Source organism: Clostridium swellfunianum, from assembly GCF_023656515.1.
Lineage (GTDB): Bacteria > Bacillota > Clostridia > Clostridiales > Clostridiaceae > Clostridium_AT > Clostridium_AT swellfunianum.
Window position 1 is genome coordinate 4,708,847 of sequence record NZ_JAMOFV010000006.1, and the last position, 18,535, is coordinate 4,727,381.

General features: G+C 33.2%; 20 protein-coding genes and 1 pseudogene. 3 read left to right on the forward strand and 18 right to left on the reverse strand.

Annotated features, from left to right (window positions below):
* Positions 1–118: 118 nt before the first annotated feature.
* From NBE98_RS22135 to NBE98_RS22190, 12 genes are all read right to left on the reverse strand, one after another.
* Entirely contained in the window at positions 119–442 is a 324-nt protein-coding gene (locus tag NBE98_RS22135) for a hypothetical protein (RefSeq protein ID WP_250817339.1), read from the reverse strand.
* A gap of 664 nt (positions 443–1,106) precedes the next feature.
* On the reverse strand, positions 1,107–1,961 hold the full coding sequence (locus NBE98_RS22140) for a YitT family protein (protein ID WP_250817341.1): 855 nt from the start codon (positions 1,959–1,961) through the stop codon (positions 1,107–1,109).
* 20 nt (positions 1,962–1,981) lie between these two features.
* On the reverse strand, positions 1,982–2,326 hold the full coding sequence (locus NBE98_RS22145; protein ID WP_250817343.1) for a hypothetical protein: 345 nt from the start codon (positions 2,324–2,326) through the stop codon (positions 1,982–1,984).
* Between the two features lie 247 nt (positions 2,327–2,573).
* A complete protein-coding gene (locus NBE98_RS22150) occupies positions 2,574–2,924 on the reverse strand; it encodes a type II toxin-antitoxin system PemK/MazF family toxin (protein WP_250817345.1) in 351 nt (116 codons plus the stop codon).
* A complete protein-coding gene (locus NBE98_RS22155) occupies positions 2,884–3,204 on the reverse strand; it encodes a CopG family ribbon-helix-helix protein (RefSeq protein ID WP_250817346.1) in 321 nt (106 codons plus the stop codon). Before NBE98_RS22155 ends, NBE98_RS22150 begins: the two co-directional genes overlap by 41 nt.
* Positions 3,205–3,386: 182 nt before the next feature.
* Positions 3,387–4,547 carry an alanine racemase gene (gene alr, locus NBE98_RS22160; protein WP_250817348.1) on the reverse strand — a complete coding sequence of 387 codons (1,161 nt, stop codon included), beginning with the start codon at positions 4,545–4,547 and terminating at the stop codon, positions 3,387–3,389.
* A 41-nt stretch (positions 4,548–4,588) separates the two neighbouring features.
* Positions 4,589–5,197 (reverse strand): germination lipoprotein GerS-related protein, encoded by a 609-nt coding sequence (locus tag NBE98_RS22165; protein ID WP_250817350.1) that lies wholly within the window; start codon positions 5,195–5,197, stop codon positions 4,589–4,591.
* A 71-nt stretch (positions 5,198–5,268) separates the two neighbouring features.
* Positions 5,269–6,768: an NAD(P)H-hydrate dehydratase gene (locus NBE98_RS22170; protein WP_250817352.1), complete on the reverse strand. Its 1,500-nt coding sequence runs from the start codon at positions 6,766–6,768 to the stop codon at positions 5,269–5,271.
* Positions 6,728–7,159, reverse strand: a complete 432-nt coding sequence (gene acpS / locus NBE98_RS22175; RefSeq protein ID WP_250817354.1) for a holo-ACP synthase — start codon at positions 7,157–7,159, stop codon at positions 6,728–6,730. Before acpS ends, NBE98_RS22170 begins: the two co-directional genes overlap by 41 nt.
* A gap of 536 nt (positions 7,160–7,695) precedes the next feature.
* Positions 7,696–8,247, reverse strand: coding sequence for a Uma2 family endonuclease (locus NBE98_RS22180; RefSeq protein WP_250817357.1), 552 nt, complete (start codon positions 8,245–8,247; stop codon positions 7,696–7,698).
* A gap of 116 nt (positions 8,248–8,363) precedes the next feature.
* Complete coding sequence (locus NBE98_RS22185; protein WP_250817359.1) at positions 8,364–8,618, reverse strand: hypothetical protein; 255 nt, start codon at positions 8,616–8,618, stop codon at positions 8,364–8,366.
* Positions 8,619–9,242: 624 nt separating this feature from the next.
* Positions 9,243–9,998 carry a hypothetical protein gene (locus NBE98_RS22190; protein WP_250817361.1) on the reverse strand — a complete coding sequence of 252 codons (756 nt, stop codon included), beginning with the start codon at positions 9,996–9,998 and terminating at the stop codon, positions 9,243–9,245.
* Between the two features lie 461 nt (positions 9,999–10,459).
* Here NBE98_RS22190 and NBE98_RS22195 point away from each other — a divergent pair, with 461 nt between their 5' ends.
* Positions 10,460–10,810: a PadR family transcriptional regulator gene (locus tag NBE98_RS22195; protein ID WP_250817362.1), complete on the forward strand. Its 351-nt coding sequence runs from the start codon at positions 10,460–10,462 to the stop codon at positions 10,808–10,810.
* Complete coding sequence (locus NBE98_RS22200; RefSeq protein ID WP_250817364.1) at positions 10,797–11,561, forward strand: permease prefix domain 1-containing protein; 765 nt, start codon at positions 10,797–10,799, stop codon at positions 11,559–11,561. The genes NBE98_RS22195 and NBE98_RS22200 overlap by 14 nt, the downstream gene beginning before the upstream one ends.
* On the opposite strand, the pseudogene NBE98_RS22640 reads toward NBE98_RS22200, so the two are convergent.
* The 6 genes and pseudogenes from NBE98_RS22640 to NBE98_RS22225 all read right to left on the reverse strand — a co-directional run.
* A pseudogene (locus NBE98_RS22640) lies at positions 11,561–11,710 on the reverse strand (IS982 family transposase); the annotation flags it as partial. The gene NBE98_RS22200 and the pseudogene NBE98_RS22640 overlap by 1 nt on opposite strands.
* A 286-nt stretch (positions 11,711–11,996) precedes the next feature.
* Positions 11,997–12,350 carry a DUF6514 family protein gene (locus tag NBE98_RS22205; protein WP_349305971.1) on the reverse strand — a complete coding sequence of 118 codons (354 nt, stop codon included), beginning with the start codon at positions 12,348–12,350 and terminating at the stop codon, positions 11,997–11,999.
* Positions 12,351–12,661: 311 nt separating this feature from the next.
* Complete coding sequence (locus NBE98_RS22210; RefSeq protein WP_250817366.1) at positions 12,662–13,255, reverse strand: hypothetical protein; 594 nt, start codon at positions 13,253–13,255, stop codon at positions 12,662–12,664.
* A gap of 757 nt (positions 13,256–14,012) precedes the next feature.
* Complete coding sequence (locus NBE98_RS22215) at positions 14,013–15,266, reverse strand: hypothetical protein (RefSeq protein WP_250817368.1); 1,254 nt, start codon at positions 15,264–15,266, stop codon at positions 14,013–14,015.
* Position 15,267: 1 nt separating this feature from the next.
* Positions 15,268–16,389 (reverse strand): DUF58 domain-containing protein, encoded by a 1,122-nt coding sequence (locus tag NBE98_RS22220; RefSeq protein WP_250817369.1) that lies wholly within the window; start codon positions 16,387–16,389, stop codon positions 15,268–15,270.
* Positions 16,390–16,443: 54 nt separating this feature from the next.
* Positions 16,444–17,394: an AAA family ATPase gene (locus NBE98_RS22225; protein WP_250817371.1), complete on the reverse strand. Its 951-nt coding sequence runs from the start codon at positions 17,392–17,394 to the stop codon at positions 16,444–16,446.
* A gap of 259 nt (positions 17,395–17,653) precedes the next feature.
* On the opposite strand from NBE98_RS22225, the gene pgmB reads away from it, so the two are divergent.
* Entirely contained in the window at positions 17,654–18,301 is a 648-nt protein-coding gene (gene pgmB / locus NBE98_RS22230; RefSeq protein WP_250817373.1) for a beta-phosphoglucomutase, read from the forward strand.
* Positions 18,302–18,535 lie beyond the last annotated feature (234 nt).

Below are 18,535 nucleotides of genomic sequence, written 5' to 3' on the forward strand. Positions count from 1 at the left end.
CAATATGAAGAAACTTCTTGAGGGTTACTATGTAAGTAAAGCTTTAGAAAATATTCTATATTTCTATTTCAAATAATCAATTACTGATTTGTTAGTAGGCTGTAGGAACGGTTAATTATCACTTGTGGGTGTAGTAGTCAACATATTTTATCTTTGGTGATGGGCCCTCTTCATAATTTTTGAAGAAAGGAATCCTGTGTATCTCATACCCAAGCAATCTTCTCTCTGGATTTCTCTCCGCTTTATGCCACCTAATCACTTGATAGCCTATACCATAATAAAATGCGGTTCCACCATCTTTTATAGCAGGTATAGCCCTAACCGCAAAGATGGGATTTTGTGATGACGAAACCCTCTCGGAATCAACTGAATATGTTATAAAATGTAAAACTATTAAAATAAGCAAAGTCAATAATATCTTGGTTTTAGTTTTTTTCTTCATAATTGTCCCCTATAAAACTATCTAACAAATAATATTTTACAAGTACTTACTATAATTATATCTTAAAATATGCATAGTTCCAATATTTTCAAGAGCATACTTCCTGAGTTATAACTCTAAGAGGAAATAGGAAATAGGGACAGTTAACAATTATCAGTACTTTTAAAGCACCAGGGGAGGGAGGGTGAGGGAGGAGGGAGGGACGGTTAACAATTACTAGTATTTTAAAAATGCCAGTTGTTGTTAACAGTCCCCTATTATTGCTATTACTATTCACTATTGAACAAAATTTAGAGTTTCTTATTGAAGCGAACGGCTTCCTAGATGAAACTTATCCTCTACAAATCAACACTATTTTAAAACAGAGCTATAATAAAAAAGCAGCTGCAATATATAAAATATGCTTTATGAACCTTTAGCGAGGCCTAGAGGTTCTTAGCGAAAGAAAAGCCACAAACCTTAGTGTTGTTCGTTTGTTTGAGGAACGAGGTTAAAAGCCTAAATGGCTTTTAACGGGCAACTTGCGAGTGGGAACGAGTACTCTTTAGTTACCCCGTGGAAAACACTTGGCTTGTGGCTTTTCTAAGCTTAGAACTTCTTGCACAGCGATCGGTTCAGCAAGCATATTTTGTATATTGCAGCGGTAATTTTATTAGAGCTTTATTTACTCATCCGCCAGTATATCCTTAAAGCCTTCTCCCAGCACCTCGTGGGATTCACTTACGGTTATAAAGGCTCTGCTGTCTACTTCCTTTATAAATTTTTTAAGCTTTATAAACTGCTTTCTCTGAAGCACTGTATATAATATGTCCGTTTTCTTTGAACTGAAGCCGCCTGTACCATGAAGAATGGTGCAGCCTCTATCAAGCTCTTCTATTATGTATTTGCTTATTTCATTAATCTTAGAGCTAATAACCATAATTTCCTTAGAAGTATTTATACCTTCAATAATATTATCTATAACAAAACCGTTTATTATTACGCAAAGCAGCGCATACATTGCTACATCCGCTCCAAAGGTAACTGCTGCAAACAGCGTTACTATAAAATCCACTGACAGCAAAGCCTTACCAATATCTAAATGAAAAAACTTATTTAATATTTTTGCTAATATATCGGTACCGCCGGTTGAAGCATTTTGGTTAAACACCATAGCCATGCCCATTCCCCCAAGCAGGGTTCCGAAAATTGAGGCAAGCAATAAATCTTTCGTAAGAACATAACTAGATACATTAAATTTATCCATTATCCATATGGTTCCCGATAAACCTAAGCTGGCATATATGCTTTTTCCGCCAAATTTATTTCCTATAACTATGAAAGCAACAATAAATAGTATCACGTTCATTATAAGCATTAAAGCACCAACCTCAAGAACAGGAAAGACACTGTTTATGATAATTGCAATTCCTGATACTCCTCCAGCGGCTATCTTGTTTGGCACGAGAAAAAGCTGCAGCGAAAGCGCTACAAGTATAAAGCCAATAGTAATAAGTATGTATTCTCTAAACCTTTTCATAAATAATTATCCTTTCTACTCTATGCAATAGGTCTTACAAAGTAATCTATAGTGTATGCAAAAGCAGCTACAAATACTGAAATCATAAAAATAACATGAGATAAGTTTAATCTATGAAAATATGTACGCCAAACCTTTTCGTAATCAAGAGGTCTCATTAAATCTCTCTTTATAAAGGAAATACCAGCAATACCTAGCCCAAGAGCTGAGACGAGTTCAGTTACTCTACAACCCCAAAGCAGAACTTCATTTAAATTAAAGCCATGAGAAATCAACCCTATTATAATGCCTAAAGCAAAAGGAGCTGCGAAAAAATACAGCGATAATTTTAGACAGTATAACACGTCTTCAAGTATGTTTTTCATTAGAATTCCCCCTTGTATTCCTTTTTTGCACGCAGGAATTATTAATTCCCACGCCCCTTAATAGCACATAAAAACTGTTAAGCTTTATGCTTTATTCTTTAGTAAACTAATAATTAATTATATATAATGCAAAAGTTCTAATACATTAATGGCGTCCCAAAAACCCTTAAAGATTGGGTATTTTGTGACAGCATCAATGTAAGAACTTTATTGCATTATATATAATAAAGGGGACTATAAAAGCCCCCTATTGCAACCCAACACTTATAGAAAGTGCTTCATCAACCTTCTTCATGTCACTATCGGTCATATGACCTATTTTTTCCTTTAGTCTTCTTTTATCTAGAGTTCTAATCTGTTCCAGCAAAACTACTGAATCCTTGTTCAATCCATATTCCTCTGAGGAGATTTCCACGTGTGTTGGAAGTTTTGCCTTATTTATCTGTGAAGTAATTGCAGCGACAATTACTGTAGGACTGTATTTGTTACCTACATCATTTTGTATTATGATGACTGGTCTTATTCCGCCTTGTTCAGAGCCTACTACTGGGCTCAAATCAGCATAGAATATATCTCCTCTTTTCACTACTGTTGTCATTAGGAAAATCACTCTCCGCAAGCTTCGCTTCATACTTTTTTAACTCATCTACATCATTTGCAAAGCCCATTTCTGCAATTTCTAGATTAAGCTGAGCCATCTCCATATATCCCTTTCGCATCTGGTCAATAAGTTTGAGTCTCTTTTTCTCCTCAATATATAGTATTATAGCCTCTCGAATAAATTCACTTCTTTTTTTAGAATCTTCTTCAAGAGCCTGATTAAATTCATTATTTAATGTTTCAGTGAGGTTAACTACAAGTTTTTTCGATCCTGCCATGGGAAATAAACGCCTCCTAATGCCTTGTGTACTAAGTACTCATCCGCATGTATTATAAAAAGCTTTTATCTACACCCATAAGGGCGCAAATTATGTATGTTAATTATAATTCAAAATACGTAAATATGTCAAAGTAAGATTTTGTATTTTTATCTTTTGCGGCATACTTAATTATCAACTTATTAAACGTAGTTTCTTATTTTTACAACCTTCCCGCCCTTTATATAAACCCTAGGAACTCTCTTGCTTATCATGCAGGTAACTTCATAGTTTATGGTTCCTAAAAGCTCGGCTATATGGTCTGCTGTAAATTTTAAATCTCCCTGTTCACCCATCAGAATAACCTCATCGCCAACCTTGACATCCTTAATATCCGTCACATCTACCATGCATTGATCCATGCAAATCCTTCCAATAACAGGGACAAAGTTTCCATTAATTATAACCTTAGCCTTGTTAAATAATAATCTAGTATAACCATCTGCATAACCTACAGGCAAGGTAGCTATAACACTTTCCCTAGATGTCTTAAATTTCCTTCCATAGCTTATATATTCCCCAGCAGGAAGGTCTTTTATGTGGACTATGTTTGTTTTTAATGACATTACTGGCTTTAAATCAATTTTTTGTTTTTGCACTTCTTGAGAAGGATAATAACCATATAATATAATACCTGGTCTTACAGCCTCAAAATGGGATTGAGGCATGTCTATTATTGCCGCACTGTTTGCTATATGTCTAAGGTTAATCTTAACACCTTTTTCAGCTAATTTATTATAAAAATCCTTGTATCTTTCAAGCTGCATATTAGTATAAGCCTTATCTTCTTCATCAGCTGAAGAAAAGTGAGAATATAAGCCTTCAATGATTATATTTGGCAACTTGCTTATATTATATACCTGTTCTATGCTTTCCTCGTTTGGAATAAAGCCTATTCTGCCCATGCCTGTATCAAGGGCAATGTGTATCTTTGCTATCTTATTTTTCTTTTTTGCAAGCTGTGATATTTCCTTTGCTAAATCGTAAGTATAAACTGTCTGCTCTATATCATACCTAATCAGCATATCTATAAGACTTGGCGGTGTAAAGCCTAAAACCATAATCGGCTCCTCGATTCCACCTCGTCTAAGCTCTACAGCTTCGTTTAAAACTGCTACTGCAATTCTTGTAGCACCGTTTTCCAGTAAAGTTGGTGCAATATCCAGCGCTCCATGACCATAGCCATCAGCCTTTATCACTGCAATTATATCCTTGCTTACTGCATTTTTTCTTATTTCCCTCATATTATGAGCCAGTCTGTCTAAATCAACCTCTGCCCATACAGGTCTTAAGTGTCTAAACAAAATTACACCCTTCCTCTCTAGTACGTCTATTACTGCTAAGCTTATTCTACCTTAAATAATTCAGTCTTAAGTTCTGGGTTTGCTTGAAAATTTTTATAAGTTATCTTTATTCTTTCATTTTCTTTTTCATCATATACAATTACCCATTCAGGCAAGCGAGTTTTAACCTCTACATACATAACAGCCTTAGCTGTATCTTTGTTTCCGCCTGGTATCAATAATTCTATCAGCTGATACTTTTTTCCTTCAACATCTTTAAAATCAATTTTTATCTCTTCGTTAGTATATAAAAGATTTATGTACTCATTTATAAAGGTTATTTTATAGCCGCTGTTAAACTCCTTGTCCAAAGTATATTTAAAGTTATTTTTGACATCTTGTACATATATTTTATCTGGCTTATGAATGAAAATTCTATCTTGTCCAAGTTCTAAGCGATAGCCTTGTTGTTTATTATAAAACTGCTTTCCTTCTTGGTTTATAGTCTGCTTGTCATTTTTTGTTTCCATAACAAAATCGGTGCTGTAACTGTCCAATTCCTTTAAGAAATATAAAATATCGTTAGGATCTCTTTGTCCACTTTTACAGCTTGAAAGCAAAGCAGCCATTCCAATAAATACAGCAAATAGTATTAATAATTTTCTACTCATTCCATCCTCCAAAAATATCGAGTTTCTCTATTAATACTATTCACTTTTTTTCCTATATATTCTTGATTATTTTACTGCTGCAGTTCTTTAATCACATAAGGTATATTTTCAATTACGTGTTCTGCATTAACACAAAACATCTTCTCAGAAAGCTTATCTCCAGCATAGCCATGAACATAGGCTGCAAGATAGGCTGCTTCCAATGGATTATAGCCTTGACCAATAAAGGAACCTATTATTCCAGTTAAACAATCTCCCATGCCGCCAGAAGCCATGGAACTGTTTCCTGTTGGATTTATCATTGTAATAGTTCCATCAGTTATCACTGTGTTGTAGCCTTTAAGCAAAACAACAACTCCATACTCTTTAGCAAACTGCTGGGAAACCTCAATTCTGTTTTGCTTAATATAATCAATGGATAAGCCAGTTATCCTTGACATCTCGCCTAAGTGGGGTGTTAAAACCACCTTGTTTTCTCTGTTTTTTATAAGCTCAAGATTATCCTTTAAAACATTTATGCCATCTGCATCAATCACTACAGGACATGAGGAATTTTTAAGAGCATATCTAACACCCTCAAGGGTTTCTTCATTGTTTCCCATTCCTGGCCCAATTGCAATAGCGCTGCATTTTTCAACAGCTTCTTTCAATCTGTTTCTTTCCTTAAAGGTTATAGTCATTGCTTCAACTAATTTAGCGCTTAATACAGGCTGAATATCTTCGCTGCAGCATAAAGTAACAAGCCCTGCACCGCTTCTTACGGCAGATTCTGCACATATATAAGCCGCACCGGTAAAGCCCTTTGAACCTGCAGCAATCAAAACTCTTCCGTAGTCGCCCTTATGAGCATACTTATCCCTAACCTGAAGCTTTTCTTTTACCATTTGTCTATCTACTATAAATTCATTCTCATGAAACTTATCTACAACCCACTGCGGAACACCAATGGCTTCAACAATTACCTCACCTGTATATTTATCGCTGCCATAGCTTAAAAAGCCCTTTTTATAAAGCTGAAAGGTGACAGTTTTATTTGCCTTAATGGAATTACCCATAATTTTTCCCGTATCGCTGTTAAAGCCTGAAGGCACATCTACCGATAGGATATAGCTGCTGTTTTCATTTATCACAGAAATAACCATATCATATATTCCGTCAACATTTTTGCTTAGTCCTGTTCCAAACAAAGCATCTATTGTTACTTCACATCTTGCAGCGGCATCTCTAAGCTCATTTACATCCTCAACATTATTTATTTTTGTAATATTTACACCCATATTTAAAAGTATATTATAGTTGGTTAAGCAGTCCTCACTCATGCCTTCCTTTGTGCCAATTAAAAAAACTTCTACCTTTTTTTCTAATACTACTAGATGTCTTGCAATTGCAAAGCCATCTCCTCCGTTATTGCCCTTTCCACAAACTACAGCAAAGCAGTTAATATTTTTCAAATCAAGATTACCAACAACCTTAAGAGCTGCATTCTCCATCAAAACAATACCTGGCAGCTTTAAATCTCCTATGCAGTAATTATCTATTTCCTTCATTACCATTCCTGTTGCCAGCTTCATAATTTTTTTCCTCATCTCCAACGCTTTCTAAAACAGCATAGGCAATTGCACTATCCTGTCCATGTGAAATGCTTATATGTATTTTGTAATTACCATTTTTTTGCGCTAAAAGCTTAGCCTTTCCTTTTAGTACAACAATAGGTTTTCCAAGTGCTGTTCTATCTATTACTATATCTTTAAAACTAAAGCCTCTAATTCCAGTACCAAGAGCTTTTGACACAGCCTCCTTTGCTGCAAATCTTCCAGCAACATACTCCGGCCTCATTCCCCTGCTCCTTAAATACTCAATTTCTTCTTTATCAAAAAGCTTATCTATAAAGTTTTCGTTTCTCTCTATAGCTTCTACTATTCTTCTAATCTCAACAATATCTACTCCAACCCCGATAATCATTTATCTCCCCCCTTTAAGTGTAGCGCACAGTAAAAATGCCTCAGGCTGCGGGATAAAGAACTTAGTGCCTTATCCCCAGCCTATGCCGCTTCTAGCTGCACATAAAATATTTTAACCGATTGGCTTGTAAATAAAACCATATAAAAATTTATCATGAAATCAAGATATCTTCTTTTCGTGATATCGCGATATCTTGATAAGAAGATATCTAGTTAGTCCTAGTAGTCAAACTTGCTAATGCAATGATTTTTAGGCTGTATATTTAGAAATACAGCTTCCGTTTTTATTGCGACTCGTACTTATATTTTATCATAGTTTTAGGTTTTATTTTAGGGACGGTTAACATTTACTATCCTTATTTGCCCTAATTTTTTTCTTTTAGGTTTAAATAATTTTAGGGACGGTTAACATTTTATAGCTTTATTTAACTTAGCTTAAGTGTTGCTATTCTTGGCAAAAACACCCCAAATACTACTGTAAGATAAAAAGCTTATCTCAGGTAATTAAAATTTCCAGAGATAAGCCCTTAAGCTGCCTTATTCAAAAATACTTTTAAGCCCTATAGATAAATCTTCAAAGATACTTGATTTAACAATATCCTTTTCAAAATATATTTTAGGCTCTCCATACACTCCGTTTTCTAAATTAAATATTTGGACCGTCCTATTTTTGGGGCTTACGATCCAATATTCCTCTACTCCAAATTTCATATACAGATTTAACTTCTTAACATAATCATCAGATGCGTTTGAAGGTGAAACCACCTCCACAATAAGACTTGGTACTCCTTTAAACTGATTTTCATTGATTAGATTGTGTTCACATATTATACTTATATCTGGCTGCACTCTCTTTATCTCTTCAGTCCCATCTTGAAGAATTATATCAAAAGGAGCTATAAACGGCTTGCAACTTTTGCCTAAGAAGAAGCTTCTAAATTCACTTGCAATATTTAACACTATGCTTTGATGCTGAGCCGTAGGCGTAGCTTGCATAATTATTTCACCATCAATAAATTCTGCTCGATCTATATCTTTAGTAATTTCTAAAAATTCATCATAAGTATATCTTTTTCTTTGTGGCAACATTATGAAATTACCCCTTTCACATTGCAACTTATTGCAATTATTGTATCATAAACTTGTTATTTACTAAAGATTTATTCCTATTCTTTTGTATTATTAAGTCAATATCCTTTTTAGGTTTATATTCTTGCCATAATTCTTGAACTACGATAAAAAGTATCATACCTATACCCTCTATATCTGTAAGGGTTCTTATATCCTACACTTGATGTATTATTGGTTATATCAGTACCACTACCATCTTTAATGCTGATTAACTTACCCCAAGAGTCATAGGTATAAGAAGCACCTGTAGCTCCATTCTTATTGAATAAACCTATTATATCTCCTTGAGCATTTCTTATATAGTAATATTCTACACCATTTAAATTCATAGAAACAAGGTTGTCCGAACTGTCATAAGTATAATATACATTTAAAAAACTAAATAATGCTGAAGCTGATGCTGTTATTATAGAAATTCCTTCGATGCTCTGTCTGTTAGGATACTAGCCAACATATCTATGATTAAAGCATTAGACCAACAAATAAATAATCTTCAAAAGGAATACGAGCTACGCTCTCCTAAAATACACAGTCCAATGTACTTAAATAATCAAGAACGTAAAGCATTTTAAGTTACACTAAAGCAAGTACCATATTTGTCTATTATTCATATTTAGCAATAGTTTTTTGTCATGCTCTTTTATAAGAATATAATTTGTAATATTGTTATTTAAAAAAGCATTGACTACTTCTAGCTGGTCCTATACATCTTTTTATTTATTCAATGCCTAAATAGTTATCTGTAATCTTGTAGATGAATTATTAGTTCCTCATTATTATGAGTTTATTCTGACCTGCAGCAACTTTAAACGAAAATAAAGCCCATTATCATCTCTAATCTTTTAAGAAAATTAGAAATAATAACGGGCTTTTCATAGTAACTTTAATAACTTTGCTAGAGTTTATTTCTCATGAAGAGTTTTTTCTAATCATATATATAGTAGGATTATGCGTTAGAATTTTGATACTGCTAAGTATATAGTTTCACTATTATAGAAGTTTTTTTCCACCGTACCGTTGTTATATTTAAAATCCCAGCTATACGTACTCGGATTAATTTGACCAAGATATCTGGAAGGGGCTTGTCCTGGTTTATCACACCAACCAGCGTCGCTACATTGCATTACGACATGATAATCCCAATGTTTTGTATTTTCCCCTGTTCTAATAGCTATTCTATATTCGTTACTATATATTACATCAGCTTGATTTATTATCCTTGCACTTCTCCCCGCTGACTGCATATCATACATAATATAGTTAGCAATAGTTTTAACTGGTAAACCGGAAGAAAATTTATAACCTTTAACCTCACCAGGGTTTAGTGCAAAACCAAAATTTCCAGCATAACCATAACAATTAACATCTGTTCTATTATTTGCAGTATAAGCCCATGCAATACCAACATTAATTCCACCACCGCCATTACCAGGATCTGTTGCATAAGGTGTTATAAAAGCGGGTGTTATTGATGAATTATTAACTCTAATCGCTTCAATCTTTTTTAAAGCAATTTCACTTTCTAAAGAATTATCCCTATAGATATAATTTGTTTGTTTTTCTATCTGGCTAATATGTACTAGTTTACCCGTACTATCTTTTACAAACTCTTGATATTTACTTGCTGCAGATACCTTAGTTATATCTCCTGAAATAATAATAACTGTAGCCAACAAAACATATGTCACTATTTTTTTAAATCTTTTCATAAATTAATCCCCCATCATATTTTATTTGAATTTAAAATTTATACAAATTTGTCTCCTTTCTTATATTTTATACAATCTTATTTTATCATACAAATAATTCCATGCAAATATATGTATTATATTCATTTATATTCCTATAAACTTAGTAACCACTTATCTCTAGTTCAAGTCTGTATGAAGTAATATACATAGCCGCTCAAAAATTATCAATAACTAATTAATTATAATCTTCTTAGTTACGATACAATGCACTCTTATATATTACTGGCGTATACTCATATAAGCAGTTACTAATTCGTGTTCTAAACGGTCTTAATACATATCATTGAAAGACTTTTAATTATTTGAATTAGTTATAATGAGATAATATTACTTTGCAAAATATAGGTATGCTACTTTATATTATATAGTAATATGTAATATAATATAAATGTGCATAATAAAATTAAAGGAGTTTTAAAGTGGAATTCGATAAAGAAGTTCTAAAAGGGTATATTGACTCAATTGTCTTATCAACATTGTATTACGAAGATATGTACGGATATTTGATTATGAAAAAAATAAAAGAAAAATCAAATGCAGAATTTGAGATTAAAGAAGCAACACTTTATGTTTCATTAAAAAGGTTGGAAAAGAAAGGGTTTCTTAAAGGGTATTGGAGCGATAATCAGGGAACAAACGGAGGGAGAAGAAGATATTACTCCATTACCGATGATGGAAAGGAAAGCTTAATGAAAAATTCTTTAGAGTGGGGTTCTCTAAAAAAAATTTTGGATAATTTTATGGGGGGAAGGCAATATGAAGAGGATTGATGACTATATTAACAAAATCTACAAGAACTTTGATCTGGAAAACGAAGAAATAATAATTATGAAAGAAGAAACTAAGAATCATTTATATGATGAAGTAGAAGATTTAAAGAAACAAGGATTAACAGAGGAACAAAGCATTGATAGAGCAATGTCAAATTTCGGAAACGAAAAGTCTGTTAAAAATGAATTGAAATCTATACTTAAAAGGCAAGAAAAACTTATAAAGCTGCTTATAAAATTTGCTACATTTGTATTTATTGTTGCCAGCATATTTAAGTCAGCTGCCGTAGTCAATAGCTTTATAAACAGATATGATAAGAGTACTTCAATATATATGATTGATAGTATAGAAAGAAAAATAAAAAATATGATATCCATTGATGAAAATACTCAGAATGAAATCACTCAATTGGTTGATGAATTTAATAAGCATAATAATAATGGATTGTATTATATTCAAATAACTAAAGGACTTCAAGGATCATATATACATTATAAGTATAATAAACCTGAAACAGAAAACCTTTTAATTAGGCATTATGACGGAAAAAATAATTGGAATTTTATATATAAAATAAGTGAAGCTCAAGCTGCTTATGATTATAATAAAGAAAAAGAGGCTTCAGAAAATATGGTTAATTTGATAATAAATAAGTTAGGTCAAAGCTCAAATTACTTATTTGCAATTTCGACAATTCTTCTATGTGTTTACTTTATTAGCAAGGCTTATCTAAAAAACACACAATATTAATACGTCTTTTGAAACCTTGCTCTACCAAACTTACAAACATATATAGGCATGCTATCTGCGATTCTGAAATAATCATAATGATATCCAAAACGTTCTGTGAGTTTATGTCTTATTAGTTCTATAGTCCTATACAATGCCCTGCGGGTTCTGATTAATACTTCTTATTATTTTGCGCAGCTTTTGCAATATCTTAAACTTCATAGGTATCTATTATTCTATATAAACCTATTTCGCCAAGAGTTGTATATGTTGAGTTACTTAAAAATTTATCATGAAATCAAGATATCTTCTTTTCGTGATATCGCGATATCTTGATAAGAAGATATCTAGTTGGCATTATTATTTGCAAACCTAACGGCGGCTGGGGATAAAGAACTAGTGCGGTGTGGAAAATAATATTTGAAGAATAAAAAAAAGAGGAATCCGATTCCTCTTTTAGTAAGCTGATATTTCTTTTAAAGCTTCATCAAAGTCTACTATGTATTCATCTATATAATCACCTAAAACATCTACAAGATGAACAGGAGATACGCAGTGATCATATAAAAGCTTTAGGAGGCTGTGAACCTTGTGTCTGTGTGGGCTTATGCTTTTCACGCTGTCACGCTCTATGTTAATTATCGAATTATTTAATATATCTTGTCTTTCTATCTCAATGCCATAGGACTGAACTTCCATAGCATCTGAACCTAAATCTAAAGAAACCTTATCTTTGGTTAGTCTGTAAAAATAGTTTTTTCTCATGTCTTCACAAATTTCGTTTCTTACCATGCTTTCTACTATCATCATATAACTCTGTCTATAGCTCGCCAACTTGTCCACAAAGTTAACAATTGTTGTTAACAGTTGTGGATAATTTTTTAACTATCTTAAAAATAGCGCTACAGAACAGTTCTTCACCCCCTGAGATTTTCTTTATCACAATATTAACATTATGCACATGAGAATATTGTCGTATGGTAGATGTGCTTTATATTTTTTTATCTCAATATTATGACAAAGATTCCACTATGCTGTCAGCTATTCTACTAGATGTTATTATTTTTTGCTTTAAAGTTGGCATAAAGCTTATAATTGTGTCGAAAATATAGCAAAAATGACTATATTTTCTTTTTGAAAACAGCTTCATTTACTGCCTGCAGCACTAAATTTTCTCTAATTCCTATGTATCTACAAATATCTTCTATAATTAATACACAGGCAATAACAGCTCCGATATCGTCTTCCTCATAATTTGTCAACAGGTAGTCTCTCTTATAATTATCCACAATATCCTTTTTGCATCTTATTTCGCTGTAGATAGTGTCTATAGTATGATATAAAATTGAATAAGACACTGTTATAAAATCTTTTTGTGACTTTTCACTGCCATTTATAACATCTCTAATTATTTTATTCAGGGAAGCGTTCTTATAGTACTGTTCTATAGTTACATTGTAGTTGTTCCCTATATATCGACCTATTATATTGGCGTCAATTAGAGCAATTTCACCATCTGTGTTAAATAAAATGCTGAATTCTATATCATCATTTTTCTCTTGTTTTATCTCTTCTATCATCTTTTTTGTTCTATAGTTAAAGCTTGAAGTAAACTTTGAATCCATAACAAAATACTCCAGCTCTCTGGCTGCTGCAATAGAAACAAAGTCTGCAAATCTTCTATATATTTTTCTCATATATTCCTTGCTTCTCATAATGATCCTCCTGTATTCCTCACAAGTACGCAACAATTATAAATTGTTATGCTCCTCTCGTATAGACACTGTTTATGGTTAGCAAATGGCTTTGTTTTTATGCAAAAAAATAAGAGCCAATGGCTCCCATAGGTTTTAATTATTGGCTAAGTTTAATAACTCTGTTGAATTCACGCAGGTTATTTGTTCTCTAGGAAAGCGTTCGCTGCACATATAAGACTAAGACTTCTTTTATATAACTCTGCTAAAATTTTTAAACTCGCTTCGCTCAAACAGTAAAAATTTTTTAACGCAGAATTACATAAAAGCAGTCAAGTCTTATTGATGTTCGCTCAATGTTTTCTACGAGACCAAATAACCTGCTTACTTCAACAGAGTTATTAAACATAGCCTAATTATCAATAATTTAACCTGTTGTGATAGTTGAAACCTAACCTAGCGAGAAGGTATAAAATATGTGAAATGAGCATTGAGCAAATAACTAGAAGTTCTTGGCAAAGGAGTCGGCATAAAACCTTAGTGTTGTTCGTTTGTTTGAAGAAGGAGGTTAAAAGCCTAAATGGCTTTTAACGGGCAACTTGCGAGTGGGAACGAGCGCTCTTTAGTTGCCCAGTGGAAAACACTTGGTTTTATGCCGACTCCGAGCCTTAGAACTTCATGTGAAGCGAGCTGCTCATAATGCATATTTTATACCTTCTCGCGGTGATTAGAGACGCAACTAGGACAACATGCTAAATTAATGTTTAAATTCTATAATCTACAGCTGTTTTTTTAATTTATCAAAGCTTTCCTTGATATCCTTAAGTTCTGATTCTGATACCTCATGAGTTGAAAACTTAGCCTCGTTGTATATGTCTGTCATAAGATTTAATCCATTTGTATTTTCAACATAGGCTTTAGTTATATTCTCAAGCTGTTTAGCTGTCATAGGTCTTTTAAAAATACCTTTTTCAAAGGTCTTTTCTTCAAATTTTTTATATACATTTAGTATTTGCTCTCTTATTGTGCCTGGCTTTATAAGGTTTTTGATAAACCTAGTAATAGCGCTTCGTCTACTGCTTTTTTCCCTTTTTATCTTTTCTCTTTTCTCTTCAAGAGCTGTCTCCTTGTTGCCATATAGGCTTACGAACTTTGAAATAATTACAAACAAAGCTATTAAAACTACTATTATTACCACAATTCTAGCAACATTATAAAGCCACATCTGGGCTGTTGAATCCTCCCAAGCCACTTCAAAGGCTACGTCACCTTTTTTTCTTGCTTGCATGTTCAACATATCTGATATATTTGAATCTCCCATGGTTTTTAGAAGACGAGCTTTAAGCTTAGCTATGCCATATAGTAAAGGCTTTGCCAGAATCAAACCAATAAGATCTATTAAGGCAGTAGCAGCTGCTCCTATAATAGACATTATATATTTAATAACTATAAGCAGCTTTTCAAATACTATGTCTATAGAAAGCGCCAGTATAGCCACCGAAATAAACACATTAAAGGTAAAGCTTCTTGGATTTCTAACCTTATAGTAATAGCTCCTTGCTTCTCTCATAACCACAACATTTGATATCAAATACATGATGTAAAATTTTAAAATGCTTTTGCTTAAAGCTATATCAACTAAGGGAAGTAAGGCTCCCATAAACAAAATCAAAATAAGGGTATTTTTTGCTCTAGCCTTATAGGCATCATAATTTACATCCTCATTCTCCATTTTATTAGTTACATATAGTATAAAAACAATAAATACACTATTTAAAATGAAATGCATTCCCCTGCTGATTGTAAAGGTAAGTGCAATTCCAGCTAAGGCTGGCAGGGCCTTTAGCCAAGCTTTATCCTCATACCTGTTCATTATCAATTGAAGCAAAAATGCAGCTGCCAAGGAAACAAAATATAGCCTGTAATCCAGCTTGTTAGCTAAAAAGATGCTGCTTATTATTCCCCAAATTATGAAGAAAAACATATTTATACTTATTGTATAAAAGGTTTTAATTTGTCTGTACCAGCTCACCTTACACAACCTCCTTATAAACTGCTTTTTCAATGCCGTCAATATGAGGTAAATCACTCTTAGAGGATACGTCTAAAAGCTTTATTAAAAAGCCCATTTTTCTCAGCTTTGAAAGCAGTGCTGCAGCCTCTGAACCTAAATAGGAGGTTACTACTAAGTAAGTACGGTTTCTTGTAAAATACTTAGCCTCCTGCTTTAAAAACTCACTAAAGCTCAGCCTTGGAGTATAGTCTATTCTTGCACAAAGCTCTAGAATAGCCTTTAAAGAGTTTAGTGCAGGTCTTACATTGTTGCTGAAGGAATCTCCATAATAAGTTAATTGTGAATTTGTAACCATACCAGTAGGTATGCCTTCCTTTATAGCTTGTCTAGCTACGGAGGCACCCACACTGATTCCTCTTTCAATATCCTTTGGTATTATGCTTTGCCAATAAAGCTCCCCGCATTGAACGTCCACAATTATAACAAGCTCCATTTCCGAGGTATAATCATAGTCCTTTACCATAAGCTTATTCATCTTCAAGCTTGACTTCCAGTGAATGTCCTTCATTCTATCCTCAATGCTATATTCTCTTATCCCCTTGATATACAAAGGGTCTTTGTATATCCATCTCTTGATTATGCTATCTCCATACAAGCTTGTTGTAGCAAACTGAATATTTTTTAAATCAACAAGCTTTGGATAGACTAAGAGCTCAAGATAATCATAAATTTGAGTATCATTTGAAAAGAAGCCAAAGATATCTCCTATTGATACTTCAATTTCCTTCAGCAAATAAGTGCCCCGCTTGTGTGCTTTATATGAGTAGCTTCGTTTTATTCTCTCAAACCACTTTATGTTGTATCTGGTAATATGATAGTTAAACTCTGTATACTTATTAAAGCTTTCATCAAGACTAAACTCAATGTTTCCAGGTGTTTTTTCCTTAAGCAGCAGAAAGGATATAGGCAGCCACTTGTTGTTTTCTATATTTATTGTTATTTTAAATTCTTCGCCTTCGTTAACCGCCAACCTGTCACTCTCTCTGAATATAGTAAGCTTGTCAAAGCCCTTTCTTCTCGTGTATTCAGCTAAAGCAAGCAGAACTATAAGCATTGTAATAAATGCAAAATAACCTAACATTGAAACCTCCATTCTATATGCCCTATGCTTTAAAACAAAGCTTTTAAGGTCTTACTATATCTCTTCCAGAGGTGAATTAACAGTATTTAGTATATCAGCTACAATATCCTCAGGCTTATCCATAAGTCCGCTTACATCATTTCTTAAAATAAGTCTGTGGCTTAAAATTGGAACAGCCATCTCCTTTATGTCCTCAGGTATTACATAATCTCTACCCCGTACAGCTGCCAAAGCCTGACTTCCCTTCATAAGATTTAATGAAGCTCTTGGACTACAGCCAAGCTCAATATTTTTATGCTTTCTCGTAGCACTTACAAGCTCTAGTATATAATTCTTGATTTCATTGCTCACGTGAATTTTTGTGAAGTTGTTTTGAACATATTCTATTTCTTCCATAGTTACTGCAGCCTGAAGCTCCTCTAGTGGATCCTTTTCCATATATCTATCTAGAATATCCTTTTCCTCAGAAAATTCAGGATATCCCATGCTAATTCTCATGAAAAATCTATCAAGCTGTGCTTCTGGCAGTGGAAAGGTTCCAAACTGCTCTACTGGGTTTTGAGTGGCGATAACAAAGAAAGGCTTATTTAATTTAATAGTTTCACCCTCTACAGTTATTTGTCTCTCCTCCATACACTCTAAAAGTGCTGACTGAGTTCTTGGAGTAGCTCTATTTATTTCATCAGCCAATACAATTTGGCTTAATAAAGGTCCTTTTCTAAATTCAAATTCACCATTTTTTTGATTATAAAAATATATTCCTGTTAAATCTGAAGGCAGGAGGTCTGGAGTAAACTGTATTCTCTTAAAACTGCAGTTCATTGATTTGGAAAGAGCTTTTGCAAGCTTTGTTTTGCCAAGCCCAGGCACGTCCTCTAAAAGCACATGACCTGAACATATAAAAGAAACTACTATCTTTTCTACTTTATCTTTTTTTCCTACTATTACTTTGCCTATATTATCTACAATTTTATCTCTAAACTGTTGAAATTTAATAATCTCCACTTACATCAACCTTTCTTTGATTTAGTAATTAAATTATATCACTATTAAAAATATTTGTATTCTTTATTTTTCTATTAACCTTTTTAAAATTATGTGATATACTAGTAGCAAGATTATATGCACACGTTAGCACAACTGTAAAATCGCCATTTCTTGTTACTTTTATAGAGGTTAAAATCCTATTGGATTTTAATAAGCAGTTTGCAATTAGTGCAGGCCTGCTTAAGCTCTCCGGTAACTTGATTGAAAGGAGAACTCAATGAACGAAATCAAGGCTTGTCTATTTGACTTAGACGGCGTTATAGTAGATACTGCTAAATATCACTATTTAGCATGGAAGAGACTTGCTAATGAACTTGGCTTTGAATTTACTGAAGAAGATAATGAAAGGCTAAAGGGAGTAAGCAGAATGAAATCTTTAGAAATACTCCTAGAGCTTGGCGAAATTTCTGCTGATGATTCAGCAATGGAAGCCTATGCTGCAAAGAAAAATGCTTGGTATGTAGAGTATATCTCAAAAATGGATTCCTCTGAAATACTTCCAGGTGTTTTAGATTTTCTTAGGGAGCTTAAGGATAATGGCATAAAAATTTCTCTTGGCTCTGTAAGTAAAAACGCTATGACTATCCTTAATAATGTAGGAATTGTTGAGTATTTTGACGCTGTTATAGATGGAACAAAAATAACTCATGCAAAACCAAATCCTGAAGTTTTCCTTAAAGGTGCTGAGGAGTTAGGTGTAGACCCAAAAGAATGTGTTGTATTTGAGGACGCACAGGCAGGTATTGAAGCTGCAATAAATGCAGGAATGTACAGCGTTGGAATTGGTTCCGCTGACATCCTTCAAAAAGCTAATACTGTAATTCCTGGCTTTGAAGGAATGACCTTAGATAAGCTTAAACTTTAGGTTAGCTGCGCTTGCTAACCTTTAATTTTAAATTATTAGGCAAACGCTTGCATAATAATTTTCCGTATAATCTATTTGACTAATATATAATGCAAAAGTTCTAATACATTAATGGTGTCCCAAAAACCCTTGAAGATTGGGTATTTTGTGACAGCATTAATATAAGAACTTTATTGCATTATATATAATATAGAAGATAAAAGTAAGTTAATTTTCTAGAAAAGGAGATATATC